Below are 18,881 nucleotides of genomic sequence, written 5' to 3'. Positions count from 1 at the left end.
CAACGAACGGCCGTCGGCAGTAATGCCGGCGGCCGGTTGTCGTTAAGCCGCCTTCTTGCTCTCCGCGAGCCCCGCCAGCGCGCGCAGGATTTCCGTTGCGCCTTCGAGACGTTCTTCCGGTGTTCCCCAATCCTGCAGGAACACCACCTTCATGTCCGGGCGCACCTTCGCGGCCTGGCCATACTGCTTGATGAAGAATACCAGCCTGTCCGGCTGCGCGAACGAGTTGTCGCGGAACGAGATGACAACGCCCTTCGGACCGGCATCGACCTTCTCGACATTGGCGCGGCGGCAATAGGCCTTGATGGCCGCGATCTTGAACAGATAGCGGACCTCGTCCGGCAGAACGCCGAAACGGTCGCGCAGTTCGGCCGCGAAGGCTGCAATCTCGTCGTCGGTTTCGAGATCGGCGAGCCGGCGATACAGCGACAGACGGACCGCAAGATCGGCGACGAAGTCGTCGGGGATCATCACCGGCATGCCGAGCGTGATGGTCGGCGACCACCTGTCGGCAACCGGCTCGGAAATACCCGACTTGAGCGCCAGGATCGCCTCTTCCAGCATCGACTGATACAGCTCGAAACCGACTTCCTTGATATGGCCGGACTGCTCTTCGCCGAGCAGATTGCCGGCGCCGCGGATATCCAGATCGTGCGAGGCGAGTTGGAAGCCGGCGCCGAGGTTCTCCAGCGACTGCAGCACTTTCAAACGCCGCTCCGCCTGCCCGGTGATTTTGTGCGTCGACGGCAGCGTGAACAGCGCATAAGCGCGCAGCTTGGAGCGGCCGACGCGACCACGGAGCTGATAGAGCTGCGCGAGACCGAACATGTCGGCGCGGTGGATGATCAGCGTATTGGCGTTCGGGATATCGAGGCCCGATTCCACGATCGTGGTGGACAGCAGGATATCGTATTTGCCGTCATAGAAGGCCGACATGATGTCCTCGATGACCGTCGGCGCCATCTGACCATGGGCCACGGCGACCTTCATCTCCGGCACGTGCTTGTCGAGGAAGTCCTTCACTTCGGCGAGATCGTCGATGCGCGGCACCACGTAGAAAGCTTGCCCGCCGCGATAGCGCTCACGCAGCAGCGCTTCGCGGATCATCAGGGGATCGTGCGGCGCCACGAAGGTCCGCACGGCGAGGCGATCGACCGGCGCCGAGGCAATGATCGACAGATCGCGCACGCCGGTCAATGCGAGTTGCAGCGTGCGCGGGATCGGCGTCGCGGACAGCGTCAGCACATGGACATTGGCGCGGAGCTGCTTCAGCCGTTCCTTGTGCGTCACGCCAAAGTGCTGCTCCTCGTCGACCACGACGAGGCCGAGGTCCTTGAACTTGATCGACTTGCCGAGCAGCGCATGCGTGCCCACGACGATGTCGATGGAGCCATCCGCGAGGCCCTTCTTGGTCGCCGTCAGCTCTTTCGGCGCGACCAGCCGCGAGGCCTGCGCGACATTCACCGGAAAGCCCTTGAAGCGCTCGGTGAAGTTCTTCGCGTGCTGGCGCGCCAGCAGCGTGGTTGGCACCACGACGGCGACCTGCTTGCCTTCCATGGCCACGGCGAAGGTCGCGCGCATGGCCACTTCCGTTTTGCCGAAGCCGACATCGCCGCAGATCAGGCGATCCATCGGCTTGCCATGTTCGAGATCGTGCAGCGCGGCGTTGATCGCGGTCTGCTGGTCCTCGGTTTCCTCATAGGGAAAGCGCGCGCAGAATTCGTCATACTGCTCGCGCGGTACGACGATCCGCTCGGTCTCGCGCAGATGCCGCTCGGCCGCGATCTTGATGAGTTCGCCGGCAATTTCCTGGATGCGATTCTTGAGCTTGGCCTTGCGCGCCTGCCAGCCCGAACCGCCGAGCTTGTCGAGCTCGACATTGGTCGCGTCGGAGCCGTAGCGCGACAGCAGTTCGATATTCTCGACGGGGAGAAACAGCTTGGTCTCGTTGGCGTAGCGCAATTCGAGACAGTCATGCGGCGCGCCGCCGACCTGCAACGTCTGCAGCCCGACGAAACGGCCGATGCCGTGCTCCACATGAACGACGATGTCGCCGGCCGCGAGACTCGTCACTTCCGAGATGAAGTTGTCGAGCTTGCGGCTCGCCTTGCGCGGCCGTACCAGGCGGTCGCCGAGAATGTCCTGTTCGCTGATGACGGCGATCTGGTCGGTCTCGAAACCGGATTCCATGCCGACCACGGCCAGCATGGTCTCGTTGCGCGGCGTCGCCTGCACCGCGCGCCAGGAATTCACCATCTGCTGGTTCAGCAGCTTGTGATCCTTCAACATGCTCGCCATGCGGTCGCGCGAGCCTTCGCTCCACAGCGCGACAACGACCTTCTTGCGCTCCGCCTGCAACGCCCCAATATGCGCGACCACGCGCTCGAACACGTTCACATTGGCGTCGGCGCGCTCCGGCGCGAAATTGCGGCCTGCCCGTGCACCCGCGTCGACCACGCCCGGCGTGCCGTCCGGCACGGCGAACGGCGACAACCGCGCCATTGCGAGATCTTCCAGCCGCTTGTGCCATTCGCTGTCGGTCAGATAGAGCCGGTCCGGCGGCAGCGGCTTGTAGATCGCGCCGCCGCCGGGGATGCCCATGGCTTCGCGGCGCGCCTCGTAATAATCGCCGATCTGCTTGAAGCGTTCGGTGGCGGCATCTTCGCCCTGCGGCTCGATGGCAGCCGGCGTGCCCGGCAGATAATCGAACAGCGTGTCCATGCGGTCCTGGAACAGCGGCAGCCAGTGCTCCATGCCGGGATGACGGCGGCCTTCGCTGACCGCTTCATAGAGTTGGTCGTCGCGTTCCGGCGCGCCGAACTGCGCGACATAGCCCATGCGGAAGCGGCGGATGGTTTCGGTGATGAGCTGGAATTCAGACACCGGCACCAGATCCAGCGCGCGCATATCCATCAGCGTGCGTTGCGTCTCGGCATCGAAGGCCCGGATCGATTCCAGGCTGTCGCCGAAGAAGTCGAACCGCACGGGCTGGTCGAGGCCCGCCGGAAACAGATCGAGGATGCCGCCGCGCACGGCATATTCGCCGGGCTCGCGCACCGTACCGGAGCGGGTGTAGCCGTTGTGTTCGAGCCAGGCGACAATGGAGTCCATCGGCACCACATGGCCGGGCGCAACCGACAGCGCCTGCGCCGCCACGATCTCGCGGGCCGGCACGCGCTGGACGACGGCATTGACCGTGGTCAGCACGATCATCGGCTTGTCGCTGCCGGTGAGGCGCGACAGCCGCGCCAGCGTGGTCATGCGATGCGCGAGAATGCCGCCATGGGGCGAGACGCGGTCGTAGGGCTGGCAGTCCCAGGCCGGGAATTGCAGCACCGGCAGATCCGGCGCGAAGAATTCCAGCGAGCGCGCGAGCTGCTGCATCCGCGGACCGTCACGGCAGATCACGGTCAGGCTCACCGCCGGCGGCTTCGGCTTGGCCGCAACCGCGCGTGCCAAATCGGCAACGATCAGGCCTTCGGCACCCTCGGCGACATTGGCAAAGGTCAGCGCACGGCCGGGCGCAAGCTGCGCGGCCGGCGAGGCAACGGGGGATTTCATAGAGGCTTGTCCAGATTCCGGAACAGCTTGATGCGCTCGAACAGCGGCGTGCGGTACTGTTCGTCCAATTGGGTATCACCGACAAAGGCCGGATAGAGCTCGGGGTCTTCGAGGCCAATCAGGTCTTCGAGCTGCTTGAGTTCGAGGTCCGCCAGAATGCCGATCTCGGCATCCGCAAAGCGGCCCAGAATGAGATCCATCTCGCGCGTGCCGCGGTGCCAGCAGCGGAACAGCAGCCGCTTGCGGCGGTCATCCAGGCCGTTGCTCGATCGTGTCGTTCCCGTCATCTGTCCATCCCGCCCAAAGCCCGCAAACGCAGAAAGCCCGGACGTGCCGGGCAGGCTCATATAGCCTCCGCTTCCGCCCCTGTCAGCACCTCATAACGCATTGCTTTCGCCTTGAAATGCATCCAAGTCTCGCAAATACCGTAGCTCTCTCGCCGTGCTGGCCACCTGAGTCGTCCTGATGCGCCCTGAAGTGCTCAATCCCCTGTTCGTCCCGGTCACTAGCATGTCGGGCATCGGGCCGAAGCAGGACAAGCTGCTGCGCTTCCTGCTGGACCGCGCCGAGACGCCGCGCATCGTCGATCTCTTGCTCCATCTGCCGGTCAGCGTGATCGACCGCCGCGACAGGCCGAAGATCAACGAGGCCGAGATCGGCGCCATGGTGACCCTCGAAGTCACCGTCGATCGCCATCGCGAACCGCCGCCCGGCCGCTCCCGCGCCCCGCATCTGGTCTATGCCCACGACGACACCGGCACGGTGATCCTGACCTATTTCCGCACCTATCCCGGGCAGATCGAAAAGCTGCTGCCGGTCGGCGAGAAGCGCTACGTCTCCGGCACAACACAGCTGTTCGACGGCATGCTGCAAATCACCCATCCCGACCGCGTGGTCGACGAGGAAGGCTTCGCCAAGCTCACGGGTATCGACGCGGTCTATCCGCTGACCCAGGGCCTCGCCATCACCTCACTGCGCAAGGCCATCGCGCAGGCGCTCACCAAGCTGCCGGCGCTGCCGGAATGGATCAGCCCCGAAGTGATCCGGCGCTGCAAGTTCCCGTCGCTGGCGGAGGCGTTGCAGCGTGTCCATGTGCCGGTGGAGATTACTGATGTCCTTCCGGAAGGTCCGTTCTGGTCGCGCCTCGCTTTCGATGAACTGCTCGCCGGCCAACTGGCGCTGGCGCTGGTGCGTGCGCAACTCCGTCGTCCCGCCGGCGATCGCAATGCCGGCGATGGTCACATCCGCCGCAAGATCATCGACGCCCTGCCCTATGCGCTGACGCAATCGCAGCAGCAGGCGACCGCGGCCATTGCCGATGATCTCACCAAGCCGCTGCGCATGCTCCGGTTGCTGCAGGGTGACGTCGGCTCGGGCAAGACCGTCGTGGCGCTGCTTGCCGCTGCGGCCGCCGCCGAGGTCGGCAAGCAGACAGCCTTGATGGCGCCGACGGAAATTCTCGCGCGCCAGCACATCAAGACCATCACGCCGCTGGCCGAACGCGCAGGTCTGCGCGTCGCCATCCTCACCGGCCGTGAGAAAGGCCGCGAGCGCAAGGATATCCTGGCGCGGCTCGCCGCCGGCGAGATCGACTTCATTGTCGGCACCCACGCACTGATCCAGGACGACGTCGCATTCAAAGCGCTCGCATTGGCTGTCGTCGACGAGCAGCACCGTTTCGGTGTCCGCGAGCGCCTCACGCTGACCAACAAGGGCAGCGCGGTCGATGTGTTGGTGCTGTCGGCGACGCCGATCCCGCGCACGCTGGTGCTGACTTACTTTGGCGACATGGACATCTCGGAACTGCGTGAAAAGCCCGCCGGACGCCAGCCGATCGAGACCCGCACCATGTCCGCAAGCCGGCTGCAGGAAGTCATCGATGGCATCGGCCGCGCGGTGGACAACGGCAAGCTGATCTACTGGATCGTGCCGCTGGTGGAAGAGTCCGAGATGGACGGCCCGAAACTCACCAATGCGGAAGAGCGCTTTGAAAGCCTGCAGCAGCGGTTCGGCGACAAGGTTGGCATCGTGCATGGCCGGATGAAAGGCACCGAAAAGGATGCGGCGATGGCGCGCTTCGCTGCCGGCGAGACGCAGATCCTCGTCGCCACGACGGTCGTCGAAGTCGGCGTCGACGTGCCCGCCGCCACCATCATGGTGATCGAGAATGCCGAGCGCTTCGGCCTCGCGCAACTCCATCAGCTCCGCGGTCGCATCGGACGTGGCTCCGAGGCGTCCACATGTCTCCTGCTCTATCGCGAACCGCTTGGCGAGATCGCCACCAAGCGCCTCAAGGTCATCAAAGACTCCACTGATGGTTTTCGCATTGCCGAGGAAGACCTCAAGCTGCGCGGCGAAGGCGACGTATTGGGAACGCGTCAGAGCGGCATGCCCGGCTTCCGCATCGCGCGGTCCGAAGTCCATGCACAGCTCATCACACAGGCGCGCGACGAAGCGCTGCGGATCCTGCAGGACAATCCGAAACTGACAGGCGAGCGCGGCGAAGCGCTGCGCTGCCTGCTGTATCTCTACGAACGCGATGAGGCGATCCCGCTGATCGGTGCGGGATAGCCGCGCTTTCTTGTCATTCCGGGGTAGGACGGACCGCAAAGCGGGCCGGACTGAGCCCGGAATCTCGAAGTGTTTTGCGCTGTCGGAGACTCTCATGCTGGGATTCCGGGTTCGCGTGCGCGAAGGCGCGCCCGCGCCCCGGAATGACGAGCTTGGGGCGGCAAGCCTGCACCAAACATTTTTTCCTACCCGCCGTTGACAACATCCCCATCAGGTTTATATTCCCCTCCGTCCTGCCCCACCGAGAGGGGCGATCGCGATCGTCACGTTCGCGGGGCAGGATGCGGTGGACGCCGGAGATGCGGCGTCACGCGGTTCATGGGGGAACGTCTGTCTTCGGGCAGGACGGATCTGCGCCAGCACTGCCACTGGCAAGGAAACGGCCGACCTTCGGATGGACAGACCCCTGGACAGTGTGACGGACGACCAAATCGAAACGCGTTCGGCCAAGTGCTTTGCGGCTACCCTGTCCCTCCGCCCTGGGACATTAATTTTGGTGATGGGACCGTTCGCCATGGCAGATGTGCAAGCAACCGAAAAAACACCGCAGGCGGAACGTCGGGCACTTGCTCGGCGCCTCCGAAAGTCCTGATGCACTCACAATTGCGGAAGACCGCATCGCATCAGGCCCAAGGGTGCAACGGGCACCCGGCGTTCCGCACGCCCTCTCGCAAGGGGGCGGGAATGCAAGCGACGACGGCGCCCCCGCGCCGCAAACAACAGGGGTGATGACGCATGTCTGAAGAGCAGTGGCTGTTTGACAGTTGAATCAGCAACGGCGCGACGTGGACGTCCCACACACTGCCGTCATGCCCGGCGCATGCCGGGTATCCACGCCTTGGCGAGGTCCACAGCAAGGCGTGGATGGCCGGAACAAGTCCGGCCATGACAACCGAGAGCGTTACGAGGCATCGATTGATAGGTTTCGCGAAGACGCTCATCCCATCAACAAAGCCGTGGTGCCTCAATCCACCTGTGCTGGCTGCTTCGCTGGCGGAGCATTCGCGATACCCGCTGCCGTTGCCATCTGCGCCAATGCTGCGATCTTCTTCTGCGAATCTGAGCCTGGCTGTACGACGCCCGCCGACATGATCAGTGTCGCGGCATCCTCGGCGGACATGTCGATGTCGATGATCTTGCTCTTCGGCACATAGAAGAAGAATCCCGTCGTCGGATTCGGCGCGCAGGGCAGGAACACCGAGATGTGCTCCTCCTGCCCCGGCAGGCTCTTCGCGACTTCGGTGCTCGGCGGCTGCGAGATCAGCACGATCGACCACATGCCCGGCGACGGAAACTCGACGAGACCGACTTTACGGAAACTCGATCCTGAACCCGAGAACAGCGTCTCGAACACCTGCTTCAGCCCGCGATAGATCGCGCGCACCACCGGCATGCGGCCGAGCAGGTTCTCGCCGAGATCGACCAGGGAGCGGCCGATCAGGTTGGCGGTGAGGAAACCCAGCAGGGTCAGCGCCACGAAAGCGACGATCAGGCCGGAGCCCGGAATACCGTAAGGCAGATACTGTTCGGGCCGATAGGCCTCCGGTACCAGCGGCCGCACGATGGCATCGACCCAGGTGACGAACCACCAGGTCAGGTAAAAGGTAATCGCGACCGGACCGGCGACGATCAGACCGGTGAGGAAATAGTTGCGGATCCGGGCCATGAAGCCGCGCGGCGCCTCGGGCGGCGGGTCGCCAACGGGCGGGGTCAACGGCAAATCGGGGCGTTCCATCAGCGTTTCAAATCCATCTGGCGCGGCGCGCGAAACCGCGCCGTCAGTCCTTATGGGTATCCTAGCAGGATTTCGCCAGTGCGGGGGAAGCCACTTGGCGGCGCCAGGCGGCCAAACCGGCCGCCTGCGACAATCTTGCCGCTTCGCCGGCCTATTCCACCGTGACCGACTTCGCCAGATTGCGGGGCTGGTCGACGTCAGTGCCCATCACCACGGCGGTGTGATAAGCGAGCAACTGCACCGGCACGGCATAGACCAGCGGCGTGAATGCTGCGTCCATGTCCGGCATCACAATGGTCACCATGGAGTCCACGGTGGCCTCCTCGGCGCCCTTGGCATCGGTCATCAGAATGATGTTGCCGCCGCGCGCTGCGACCTCCTGCATGTTCGACACGGTCTTGTCGAACACCCGGTCATAGGGCGCGATCACGACCACCGGCATGGTCTCGTCGATCAGCGCGATCGGACCATGCTTGAGTTCGCCGGCCGCGTAACCCTCAGCGTGGATGTAGGAGATTTCCTTCAGCTTCAGCGCGCCCTCCAGTGCCAGCGGATAACTGGTGCCGCGGCCGAGATAGAGCACGTCCTTCGACTTGGCGATGTCGCGCGCCAGCTTCTCGATCGCAGCTTCGTGCGTCAGCGCATCCGTCATCAGACGGGGGACCTTGACGAGACCGTGAACCAGTTTGGCTTCGTCGGCGTCGGACAACTCGCCGCGGGCCTTGCCGGCTGCGATCGCAAGCGTCGCCAGCGCCATCAACTGGCAGGTGAAAGCCTTGGTAGAAGCCACGCCGATTTCCGGACCAGCCAGCGTCGGCATCACGGTCTCGCTCTCGCGTGCAATGGTCGAGGTCGTGACGTTGACGACAGCGAGCGTGTGCATGCCCTGCTCTTTGGCGTAACGCAGCGCTGCCAGCGTATCGGCCGTCTCGCCGGACTGTGAGATGAAGATCGCAAGATCGCCCTTGCGTACCGGGGCTTCGCGATAGCGGAATTCAGATGCCACATCGACTTCGACCGGCACGCGCGCAAAGCGTTCGAACCAGTATTTAGCGATAAAACCCGCGTAGCTCGCAGTGCCGCAGGCGGTGATCGAAATGCGCTGGATGTCCTTGAAGTCGAACGGCAGCGTCATCGGCAGCGCAACGCGCTCGTTCGCCAGATCGACATAACGCGCCAGCGTGTGACCAACGACTTCCGGTTGCTCGTGAATTTCCTTGGCCATGAAGTGGCGATAGTTGGCCTTATCGACCATGAAGGCTGACGCGCCGGATTTCAGCACATCGCGCTTCACGACCTTGCCGGATTCATCGTGGATCTCGCAGCCCTTGCGGGTCAGCACCACCCAGTCACCGTCTTCGAGATAGCTGATGTCGTCGGTGAACGGCGCCAGCGCAATCGCGTCGGAGCCAAGATACATCTCGCCGTCACCATAGCCCACTGCGAGCGGCGAGCCTTTGCGGGCGCCGATCATCAGGTTGTCGTGATCCTTGAACACGAAAGCCAATGCGAACGCGCCCTTGAGCCGTGGCAGCGCCTGCTTCACGGCATCGACCGGTGTTGAGCCCTTCTGCAGATAGAAACTGACGAGGTGCGCGACGACTTCGGTGTCGGTCTCGCTCGCGAATTTGGCGCCGCTCTTTTCGAGCTCGATACGCAATTCGCGGAAATTCTCGATGATGCCGTTATGCACAACCGCGACGCCTTCGGCGGCGTGCGGATGCGCATTGGCTTCGGTCGGCTTGCCATGCGTCGCCCAGCGCGTGTGACCGATGCCGATATGACCTGCCAGCGGCGACTTGCCTAGCTTGGCTTCGAGATTCTTCAGCTTGCCTTCGGCGCGGCGGCGATCGATATGCGCGCCTTCCAGCGTGGCGACGCCAGCGGAATCGTAGCCGCGATATTCGAGGCGCTTCAGCGAGTCCACGATCTGGTCAGCAACCGGACCGCGTCCCAAAATTCCGACGATGCCGCACATGCGGGGTTATCTCTCCAAGTGGTATCAAATTGCCCAGAAATACTGGAACTCTCTTAGCGAGAATCGCAAATCGACTGTTACTCAATAATTATTGCCGATTGAGACAAGTTACCGCGGTTATAGGGGCATTTTGCGCGACGCGTTTAACAAACCATCAACGTGTTTGCGGAAGCATCTACGCCTGACCGGAGTAGACGTCCATGTGGGAGGAGCGAGACCCCAGAGCCCCCCGATCGATCGCCGGATCACGGCTGCGACATGTCGAGATGTCGCAGAGCAAACTGGCGCATTGGCCGCCGCCGCAGCGTGATATTGCGGTGAAACCGCATGTCGCTGAGCCCCATACGCCGCAGGAAGAAATTGTCGCCAAGCGCCCGATACGCCGTGGTTGGCACCTGAAGACCCCGGTGACCTGACGTCATCGCGAACACCCCGCGCTCACTTCGGCTTCTTGTTCGCCGCGTTCTTGTCGCGGAAGCGCTTGCCCCAACCTTCCTTCATCGACACCTCGTTGCGCTCTACCGCAAGCGCATCGTCCGGCACATCGCGGGTGATCACCGAACCCGAACCGATATAAGCGCCGGCCCCGATCTTCACCGGTGCGACCAGCGACGAATTCGAACCGACAAAGGCGCCGGCACCGATGATCGTCTTGCTCTTGTTGAAGCCATCGTAATTGCAGGTGATGGTGCCCGCGCCGATATTGGCGCCGGCACCGATATGCGTGTCGCCGACATAGGTCAGGTGGTTGACCTTCACGCCCGCTTCCAGAATGGCCGCCTTGGCTTCAACGAAGTTGCCGATGCGCGCGCCCTCGCCGACCGACGTTCCCGGCCGGATGCGTGCGTAAGGACCGATCGAGGCCTTCTTGCCGATGGCCGCCTGCACGATGTGCGAGAAGGCGTGAATGACAGCGCCGTCGGCGATACTGACGCCGGGCCCGATCACGACATACTGCTCGATGGTGACGTCGTTGCCGAACGTCGTATCGGCCGCAAGATGCACGGTCTCCGGCGCGACGATGGTCACGCCCGCGTCGAGCGCGGCCTTGCGCAGCCTTGCCTGCATGATCGCTTCGGCTTCCGCGAGCTGCGCCTTGGTGTTGATGCCGCGGACTTCATCCTCACTGGTCTCGATCACGCTCGCCCGCAAGCCCATGCTCCGCACGATCTCGACGGCATCGGTGAGATAGTATTCGCCCTTGCTGTTGGACGTGCCGATCTTCTCGATGATTGTGAGCGCGGTCTTGCCGGCGAAAGCCATCACCCCGGCATTGCAGAGATCGACCGCACGCTCGGCCGGTGTGGCATCCGCATGTTCACGGATCGCAACCAGCTGATCGCCTTCGACCAGAAGTCGGCCATAACCAGTCGGATCGGCCGCACGAAAGCCGAGTACGGTCAGCGCGGCACCTGCCTTCAACGGCGCACGCAAACGCTCGAACGTCTCGGCTGAAATCAGCGGCGTGTCGCCGAAGGCGATCAGCAGATCGTCCGCGCCTTTCGCAATGGCGTCCTTTGCTGCCAGCACGGCATGGGCGGTGCCGAGACGCTCATGCTGAACGAATGTTGCGGCATCGGGCCGCACCCGTCTGGCTTCATCCGCCACATCCTGACGATCGGGACCGACAACGACGGCCAGCGCAGAGCCTGCGCCATGAGGCGCTGCCGCGAGCACATGGCCCAGCAGCGACTGGCTGGCGACCTGATGCAGCACTTTCGGCGTCGAGGACCGCATCCGCGTTCCCTCGCCGGCCGCGAGCACGATGGTGAGGCTGGTTCTGCCCGTCATCCGAATCCCCGTTGTGGCGGCGCTCATGCGCCGCGGCCGTCTTAAATGGTTTTGGGCCAATCTGGAAACCGGTTTGGTTCGCCGTGTGGCCCGACAACCTCAGGTTCCCGCCGGTTTCCTGATAATGTTGAACTGTGATTCGCAGGGGCGATGGGGCGACGCAGACGTCGAATGGCGGATAAGCACGACAAGTGGGCCGATACTCTCTCAGCCGAGCATAGCGGTTGGCTGACCGGATTTCTGGCTGAGGAAGACAAGGTCGACCGCCGCATGATGTGGCGGCTGGGCTCCTGGGGCGTTGCCGCCGTGGGCGCGGTGGTGGTTGCCATTCTGGCCAGCCAGTCGCAGGTCCAGTTGCGCCGCGATCAGGTCGCCACATCCGATACCTTCGCGCGGCAGTCGCAGCAGATCCAGTTCGTTGCAAAGGAGACCCAGGCCGAGGCCCGGCGCCTGACGCTGGCCATCGAGACGCTGAACAGCGACCGCGACCGGCTCTATGCCCGCGTTACCTCGGTCGAACAGGGCCTGGATTCAGTCACCGGATCGATCAAGCGGCAGACCATTCCAACGCCAACAGCCGCCACAACGACGCCAGCACCAGCGCCGCAGCCACCTGCCTCCGCATCCGTCGTCGCCCCGCCTGCAGCCACCGAGCCAAAGCCGGTGGCAGAGCTTCCGAGCATTCCGTCGACGCCGGTCATCGGTCCCGTGGCTATCATCGCGCCGCCTGCCGAAACGACAGCCGCCAAACCGGCGCAAGTAGCGGCTTCATCGACAATCAATCCACCAGCCTCTGCGCCGCTCGTTGCATGGAAATCGATGACGGCGCCGCCCGACGCTGCGGCCGCCAAATTGAGCGAACCGGCGCCGACCATCGAAGCTCCTCCGGCCGCTCCGGAGACAACGGCATCGGTCCAACCGGCCGCGACCGAGCCCACCCCCACAGTCGTCGAGGCCGTTGCGACGCCGGTTGCGCGCACGGAGTTCGGCGTTGATATCGGCGGCGCCAATTCGGTGGACGGCCTGCGCGCGATCTGGCGCGGTATGTCCAAGTCACGCGCGCTGAACGGACTGCGCCCAATCATGATGGTGAAGGAACGCCCGACCGGACTCGGAATGCAACTGCGCCTCGTCGCCGGTCCACTCAGCGATGCTGCAGCCGCCGCGAAGATCTGCGCCGTGCTAACCGAGAGCAGCCGGCCCTGCGAGACGTCGATCTTCGACGGTCAGCGGCTTGCTATGAAGGCCGAGACGGCGCCCGCGGAAGTTGCGCCTGCACCAGCCAGACCGGCGCCACGCAGGCGCGCCGCGCCGAAGCCACAGGAGCGCACCGAACAAGCGCCGCCGCCCAAGCCCGTTGAAGAAGTTGCGCCGCCCAAGCCACAATCGTCGCTGACCTCGTTCCTGGGGCTGCGCTAAGGACCAAAAGATCATATTTTCAATCTCTTGGCGTGCGCGGCTAAAGTGTTATCTAGGTCCGACCTCTCACCGCGACCGCATGCCGGGTTGTTCCGCACAGCGTTTTGAACCATGGTTTCCGCATGAAAAAAGATCCGTTCAAGCTCACCGCCCGTCAGGTGCAATGGCTTCTCATCGTCGGCTTCCTGTCCGTCGGCTACGCCATCTATCTGCGTTATCTGGCTATCGAATTGTCGACGACGGCGCTCGCCTGCGACGCCGGCCTGCAGAGCACCCTGTGCAAGAGCCGGCTGGTGATGACCTATCTGTTCAAGAATTCGGTGTTCGGCATCGCCGCGATCGTCATTGCGACGCTGAATCTGCTGCGGCCATCGATCGTGCTGATCACCGTCGCGCTGATCGCAGCCGGTTTCGGGATCGTGCTCTACAATGTCGCCCTGTCGGGCATCGCGATCGGCCTGCTCATTCTGGGCTTTGCGCGGCCCGCGCCCGCCACAGCGTGATGCCGAACAGCAGATAGATCGCGCAGGTCCACAGCGACTGCCAGTTATCCGGCCCTTCGTTGAAGCCGATATACAGGGCCGACAGCACGAGCACTCCGGCAAACATCGACTCGGCGACCGGCCGTACGCCTTCCTGCGGACGGTTGACAGCCATCAGTCCGGCGAACGGCACCACCGCCATGGTCAGCGCCGCGAACGGAAAGTCGCGGTAACGCGGATCGAACACGAAACCGAGCGCGGTCTCAGCGCCGATCAGCGCCGCCACAGCCAGGGTCAGCCCGAGCAGGACGGTCGACGACGAACGGGCCAGGAACCGGCTCGGCCCGACCAGTTCGAGGAAGGTTGGTAGCGAGCGACCGGACATCGTCGCATAGGCGCATAGCAGCGGCGACGCGACACCGGCAGCCAGCAGCGCGCTCCACTGGATCCAGCGGCCGACGCCATAGCTTTCATAGATCAGCTTGTCTGCGGCAACGCCCAGCAGGACGCCGGCCACCGTGGCCGATACGGCAACGGTCAGCCAGGCCGACAGACGCGGCGACCATGGCCGTCGACGAAGCGTCAACATGCCCGTCACGAAAACCAGGAAGCTCAGGCCCATGCCGAGCCCCATCTGCAGCTTCCACGACGGATAATTGGTAATCGGAACGCCCGGTGGATACTTCAATTCGCGCGGCTGATCGTAGATCAGGCCCCAATAGCCGCCGACTGTACCTTCAAGGTCGCGCTTCCACGGCTGGTCATAGGCTTCGATCAGATTGACACGGAATCCCTCGCGCTTGGCCAGATCGAGGATTTCGGACACGACCCGTGCCTGGTTGGTGCGCGACGGCAACGCGCCATCGCGCATCCGCCCGGCACTCGGCCAACCTGTTTCGCCGATCAGGATTTCCTTGGATGGAAACGCCACGGCGAGACGCTTGCGGATCGAGTCCACATGGGCGGCGGCGCTCTTCGCGCGAATCGGAAAGTCCTCCCAATAGGGCAGGATGTGGATCGTGACGAAATCGACCGCGTCATAGATCTCGCGATTCTTCAGCCAGAACTCCCAGACATCGGCATAGGTCACGGGGATCTTGCCGACCTGCGCCTTCACCGAGCGGATATTGCCGACGAGATCGGCAGCCGTCATCTCGCCGCGCAACAGCACCTCGTTGCCGACGACCACGCTGCTGATCACGTTCGGAAAGCGCTTGGTGAGATCCACGACGCCGGCGATCTGCGCCAGGTTCTTGAGCCGGTTGCTGCCGAGCCAGACGCCCTGAATGACCTTCAGTCCGACCTTGCCCGCAAGCTCCGGCACCTGGTCGAGGCCGTTATCGATCGAATAGGTCCGCACGCATTTGGTGATCCCGGCCAGTTGCGCCATGTCCTCGGCAATCTGGCTCGCCGGAATAACGGCGGTCGAGTTCAACGGCGTCTGCTCACCACGGAACGGCGCATAGGAGACGCATTCCAGTTTGGCGGCAGGATCAATCGGCGCGCGCACCAGCGTGACCGGCGTGGCGAGCCACCACCAAACCGCTGCGATCGTACCAAGGGAAAGGATGAGAAGCGCCAGCGGCGTGCGGGTGGAAATTGGTTCCGTCCTCCAAAGTCGTCCGTCGATTAGCCGGTCATCGCCAATCTGCCAAGTGCGTCATGCCGGCAATCACGGACTTGTCGGCCCGACACGCCACGAAAATCAGACAAACTTCCGGCGTTGCTGGACAAAATCAAAAATGTCCGTCATGGGATTCAGCCGTGGTCCCCGCCGTATTGGGGGCCCATTTGAACGGCATCTGGCGAGGGCGTCAGAACTGCCTGGCAGCCAACTTATCGGGGACTTTATGCGTCGACTGGTGTTCGGGTTCCAATCTGCGGTTCTGCGTTGTCTCGCCGTTCCAGGCCTTGCTCTGCTGCTGGGTGTTGGCTGCGCGTTGGCCCAGAGCGGCCCAGTTCGCGCACAGGATCAGAAGCCTGCGGCAAATGCGCCCGTGACGCCTGCCGACGTTGCCCGTGAGAGCCAGAAGAAATCCGACGAATTTGTCGAGGCGACCCAGGCGATCAATGGTCCTGCCGGCAATCCTGAATGCGTCTGGCTTGGCCGCCGCGTCGTAGTGCTGATGTGGCGCGACGATCTCGACACCGCGTTCCGTCACCTCGATCTCTACGACCGATTCGGCTGTCCCGGCGGTCATGTGCAGGCAACGTTCCGCTGCCTGGTCAAATTCGGCCCGCTGATCGATCCGAAAATTGCGGACAGTCTCAACAGCCGCGTCCACGGCTGCTGGATCAATCCGAACGCGCAGCCGCAGCCTGCCGCGCTGAGCCAGCCGGCAACGCCTGCGCCTGCCGGTGGCGGCGCAGCGCCGGCGGCCGCTCCGCAGCCGGACGCCAAACCGCCTGCTGAAACGCCGAAGTAATGTGGCGCGCTCTGTTCAGGCGGCATTCAGCTGGCGGCGCCTAATCGCATTTGAATAATGGTGCCGCCCTCAAAAGGCCACGGCAGCGTATGAGTTGTTAATTCGTGTGGCGGATATAGTCTCCGTTACCGTTGTACTGGTCGGACCTCGGGGACGGGTCCGCTTCCCGGCCACGCTCGCCCCGTTATGGTTCAGTTGCGATGCGCGCTGTCGTCGCCGTTTTATTGTTCGTGACCGCCGTTCATGCCGCCCTATGGGGCGTATTGCGCGAGAAGCAGGAAGCTCCCGATTTCAAGGGCATGATTCCCAGCCTCTCCTATGCGCCGTTCGAGGGCACCGCGCATCCCGACGTCGACAACATTCCGACCGTCGAGAAGATTCGCGCCGACCTCAAGAAACTGTCGACGATCACGCGCGCGATCCGTCTCTACTCGTCGACCGGCGGCGTCGAAATGGTACCCGCCATCGCCAACGAGTTCGGCCTCAAGGTCACCGTCGGCGCCTGGATCGACAAGAACGCGGATCGCAACGAGCGTGAAATTGCCTCCGCCGTTGAGCTTGCGAAGAAGAACCCGAATGTCATCGGCATCGTGGTCGGCAACGAAACGCTGTATCGCGATGAACTCAAGCTCGAGGACCTCGTCGAATATATCCGCCGGGTAAAGCGCCAGGTCACGGTTCCCGTCACGACCGGCGAAATCTGGAACATCTGGCGCGACAATCCGCAGCTCGCCTCGTCGGTGGACTTCATCGCCGCGCACATCCTGCCCTATTGGGAAAACTTCACCGACACCCAGGCCGTCGACCAGGCCGTTCATCTCTACGGCGTCCTGCGCGAGACCTTTCCCGGCAAGCGCATCGTGATCGCCGAATTCGGCTGGCCGAGTGAAGGCTACAATCTGCGCAGGGCCGTGCCCGGCCCGTTCAAGCAGGCCGTCGTGCTGCGCAACTTCGTGACCCGCGCTGAAGCGATCGGCATGGACTACAACATCGTCGAAGCCATCGATCAGCCCTGGAAATTCTTCGAAGGCGGCGTCGGCCCCTATTGGGGCGTTCTCAACGCCTCGCGGGAACCGAAATTCCCATGGACCGGTCCGGTCGTGGATCCGGACCACTGGAAGAACGCCAGTATTGCGCTTCTGGTTGGCATCCTGCTGTCGCTGCCGATCCTGCAGATCGTTGGCGCGACAGCGATGCAGGCTCTCGTGCTCTCGACCGCAGCCAATGCCGTTGGCGCCTGGGCGGCAACCATCTTCGCCTATCAGCAGACTCACTATTTCGTCTGGGGATCGGCCTTCGCCCTCTCACTCGGCTGCATCCTGCTGATCCCGCTGCTCCTGATCGCATTGGCGCGCATCGAGGAGATTGCGGCCATCGCCTTCGGCCGGAAGCCATTGCGGCTGCTGACAGCCGAACGCAGCGAAAAGCTGCGTGCCGCTGCAGACGCCGAGCAGAAATACCCGAAGGTCTCGATCCACATTCCGGCCTATCGCGAACAGCCGGACATGCTGAAGCTGACGTTGGATGCGGTTGCCCGGCTCGACTATCCGAATTTCGAATGCGTGGTGATCATCAACAACACGCCGGATCCGGCCTATTGGCAGCCGATCCAGGATCATTGCCGCATGCTCGGCGAGCGTTTCATCTTCATCAATGCGGAGAAGGTCGAGGGCTTCAAGGCCGGCGCCCTGCGCATCGCCATGGACCGCACCGCGGCGGATGCCGAAGTGATCGGCATCATCGACGCCGACTATGTGGTGGAGCCGAATTGGCTGAAAGATCTCGTCCCAGCCTTCAACGATCCGCGCGTCGGCCTCGTGCAGGCGCCGCAGGACCACCGCGACGGCGACCGTTCACTGATGCACTACATCATGAACGGCGAATATGCCGGGTTCTTCGACATCGGCATGGTCCAGCGCAACGAGGCCAATGCGATCATCGTCCATGGCACCATGTGCCTCATTCGTCGCTCCGCGATGGACATGGCGGGCGGCTGGGCCGGCGACACCATCTGCGAGGACTCGGATCTCGGCCTCGCCATCATGCAGCATGGCTGGCTGACGCATTACACCAAGGAACGTTACGGCTACGGCGTGCTGCCGGACACCTATGAGGCGTTCAAGAAACAGCGTCATCGCTGGGCCTATGGCGGCTTCCAGATCATCAAGAAGCACTGGCGCCGTTTCATGCCCGGCGCGAGCCGCATGACCCAGGACCAGAAGCGCGAATTCGGTATGGGCTGGCTGAACTGGCTCGGCGCCGAAAGCCTGGGCGTCGTGGTGGCGATCCTCAACATCATCTGGGTGCCGATCATCGCCTTCGCCGATATCGCCATCCCCGACAAGATCCTGACGCTGCCGATCATCGCGTCATTCGTGGTGTCGCTGGCGCACTTCATCGTCTTGTATCGGCTGCGCGTGAAGATCGGCCTGTGGCAGATGCTGGGCGCGATGATCGCCGCCATGTCGGTGCAGTGGACAGTGTCGCGCGCCGTCGCCGATGGCCTGATCAAGGATCACCTGCCCTTCACCGTGACCTCCAAGGGCGGCAAGTCGACCATGTCGATCGAATTCCAAGCCTTCTGGGAAGCCGTGATCGGAGTGCTTCTGCTGATCAGTTGCGGCGTGCTGGTGTTCTCCAACAACTCCAAGCAGGTCACCGAGATCTACATCTTCGCCGGCGTGCTGGTGCTGCAGAGCCTGCCGTTCCTGTCGGCGGTGATGATTGCCATCCTGGAGAATTCGCGCGCCAACGACTTCCAGTGGTGGCGCAACACGACGGTTCGCACGGCCGAGCTGATCGGCCTTCGCCCGGTGGCGATGCCGCCGATCGACGTGTCCCGCCCCGAGGCCCAGCGCGAAGCGAGCTGAACCACGCCAATGGGGCGCGGTTCATGTCCATAACATCGAGCCCTGCCC

12 protein-coding genes are annotated in these 18,881 nt (G+C 63.3%); 6 read left to right on the top strand and 6 right to left on the bottom strand.

Going from position 1 to position 18,881, the window contains the following annotated elements:
• Positions 1–42: 42 nt before the first annotated feature.
• Both mfd and AB8B02_RS09940 read right to left on the bottom strand, forming a co-directional pair.
• The gene (gene mfd / locus AB8B02_RS09945; RefSeq protein ID WP_439063831.1) at positions 43–3,561 is read right to left on the bottom strand and encodes a transcription-repair coupling factor; all 3,519 of its coding nucleotides are present in this window, start codon (positions 3,559–3,561) and stop codon (positions 43–45) included.
• Positions 3,558–3,848: a succinate dehydrogenase assembly factor 2 gene (locus AB8B02_RS09940; protein WP_089264393.1), complete on the bottom strand. Its 291-nt coding sequence runs from the start codon at positions 3,846–3,848 to the stop codon at positions 3,558–3,560. Before AB8B02_RS09940 ends, mfd begins: the two co-directional genes overlap by 4 nt.
• 178 nt (positions 3,849–4,026) lie before the next feature.
• Between AB8B02_RS09940 and recG the strand changes: the two genes are divergently transcribed.
• On the top strand, positions 4,027–6,132 hold the full coding sequence (gene recG / locus AB8B02_RS09935; RefSeq protein WP_439063830.1) for an ATP-dependent DNA helicase RecG: 2,106 nt from the start codon (positions 4,027–4,029) through the stop codon (positions 6,130–6,132).
• 964 nt (positions 6,133–7,096) lie between these two features.
• Here recG and AB8B02_RS09930 read toward each other — a convergent pair.
• Together AB8B02_RS09930 and glmS are read right to left on the bottom strand one after the other, a co-directional pair.
• A complete protein-coding gene (locus AB8B02_RS09930; protein ID WP_374725664.1) occupies positions 7,097–7,870 on the bottom strand; it encodes a DUF502 domain-containing protein in 774 nt (257 codons plus the stop codon).
• 148 nt (positions 7,871–8,018) lie between these two features.
• A complete protein-coding gene (glmS, locus tag AB8B02_RS09925; RefSeq protein WP_439063829.1) occupies positions 8,019–9,845 on the bottom strand; it encodes a glutamine--fructose-6-phosphate transaminase (isomerizing) in 1,827 nt (608 codons plus the stop codon).
• Positions 9,846–10,111: 266 nt separating this feature from the next.
• On the opposite strand from glmS, the gene AB8B02_RS09920 reads away from it, so the two are divergent.
• Positions 10,112–10,261, top strand: a complete 150-nt coding sequence (locus AB8B02_RS09920; RefSeq protein WP_158550328.1) for a hypothetical protein — start codon at positions 10,112–10,114, stop codon at positions 10,259–10,261.
• A 22-nt stretch (positions 10,262–10,283) separates the two neighbouring features.
• Here the strand turns inward: AB8B02_RS09920 and glmU are convergent, their stop codons facing one another.
• A complete protein-coding gene (gene glmU, locus AB8B02_RS09915) occupies positions 10,284–11,636 on the bottom strand; it encodes a bifunctional UDP-N-acetylglucosamine diphosphorylase/glucosamine-1-phosphate N-acetyltransferase GlmU (RefSeq protein ID WP_439063828.1) in 1,353 nt (450 codons plus the stop codon).
• 171 nt (positions 11,637–11,807) lie between these two features.
• On the opposite strand from glmU, the gene AB8B02_RS09910 reads away from it, so the two are divergent.
• Both AB8B02_RS09910 and AB8B02_RS09905 read left to right on the top strand, forming a co-directional pair.
• A complete protein-coding gene (locus AB8B02_RS09910) occupies positions 11,808–13,055 on the top strand; it encodes a hypothetical protein (RefSeq protein ID WP_439063827.1) in 1,248 nt (415 codons plus the stop codon).
• A gap of 122 nt (positions 13,056–13,177) precedes the next feature.
• A complete protein-coding gene (locus AB8B02_RS09905) occupies positions 13,178–13,558 on the top strand; it encodes a hypothetical protein (RefSeq protein WP_068730752.1) in 381 nt (126 codons plus the stop codon).
• Here AB8B02_RS09905 and AB8B02_RS09900 read toward each other — a convergent pair.
• Complete coding sequence (locus AB8B02_RS09900) at positions 13,518–15,167, bottom strand: beta-(1-6) glucans synthase (RefSeq protein ID WP_439064620.1); 1,650 nt, start codon at positions 15,165–15,167, stop codon at positions 13,518–13,520. The two genes, AB8B02_RS09905 and AB8B02_RS09900, sit on opposite strands and share 41 nt — an antisense overlap.
• A 220-nt stretch (positions 15,168–15,387) precedes the next feature.
• On the opposite strand from AB8B02_RS09900, the gene AB8B02_RS09895 reads away from it, so the two are divergent.
• Positions 15,388–15,963 carry a beta-1-3, beta-1-6-glucan biosynthesis protein gene (locus AB8B02_RS09895; protein ID WP_309943919.1) on the top strand — a complete coding sequence of 192 codons (576 nt, stop codon included), beginning with the start codon at positions 15,388–15,390 and terminating at the stop codon, positions 15,961–15,963.
• A 200-nt stretch (positions 15,964–16,163) separates the two neighbouring features.
• On the top strand, positions 16,164–18,833 hold the full coding sequence (locus tag AB8B02_RS09890; RefSeq protein WP_120289847.1) for a glycosyltransferase: 2,670 nt from the start codon (positions 16,164–16,166) through the stop codon (positions 18,831–18,833).
• Positions 18,834–18,881: the final 48 nt, after the last annotated feature.

This window comes from Tardiphaga sp. 862_B3_N4_1 (assembly GCF_051811085.1).
GTDB lineage: Bacteria > Pseudomonadota > Alphaproteobacteria > Rhizobiales > Xanthobacteraceae > Tardiphaga > Tardiphaga robiniae.
Note: the sequence above shows the minus strand (reverse complement) of the source record. Positions and strands in the feature narration are given on the sequence as shown.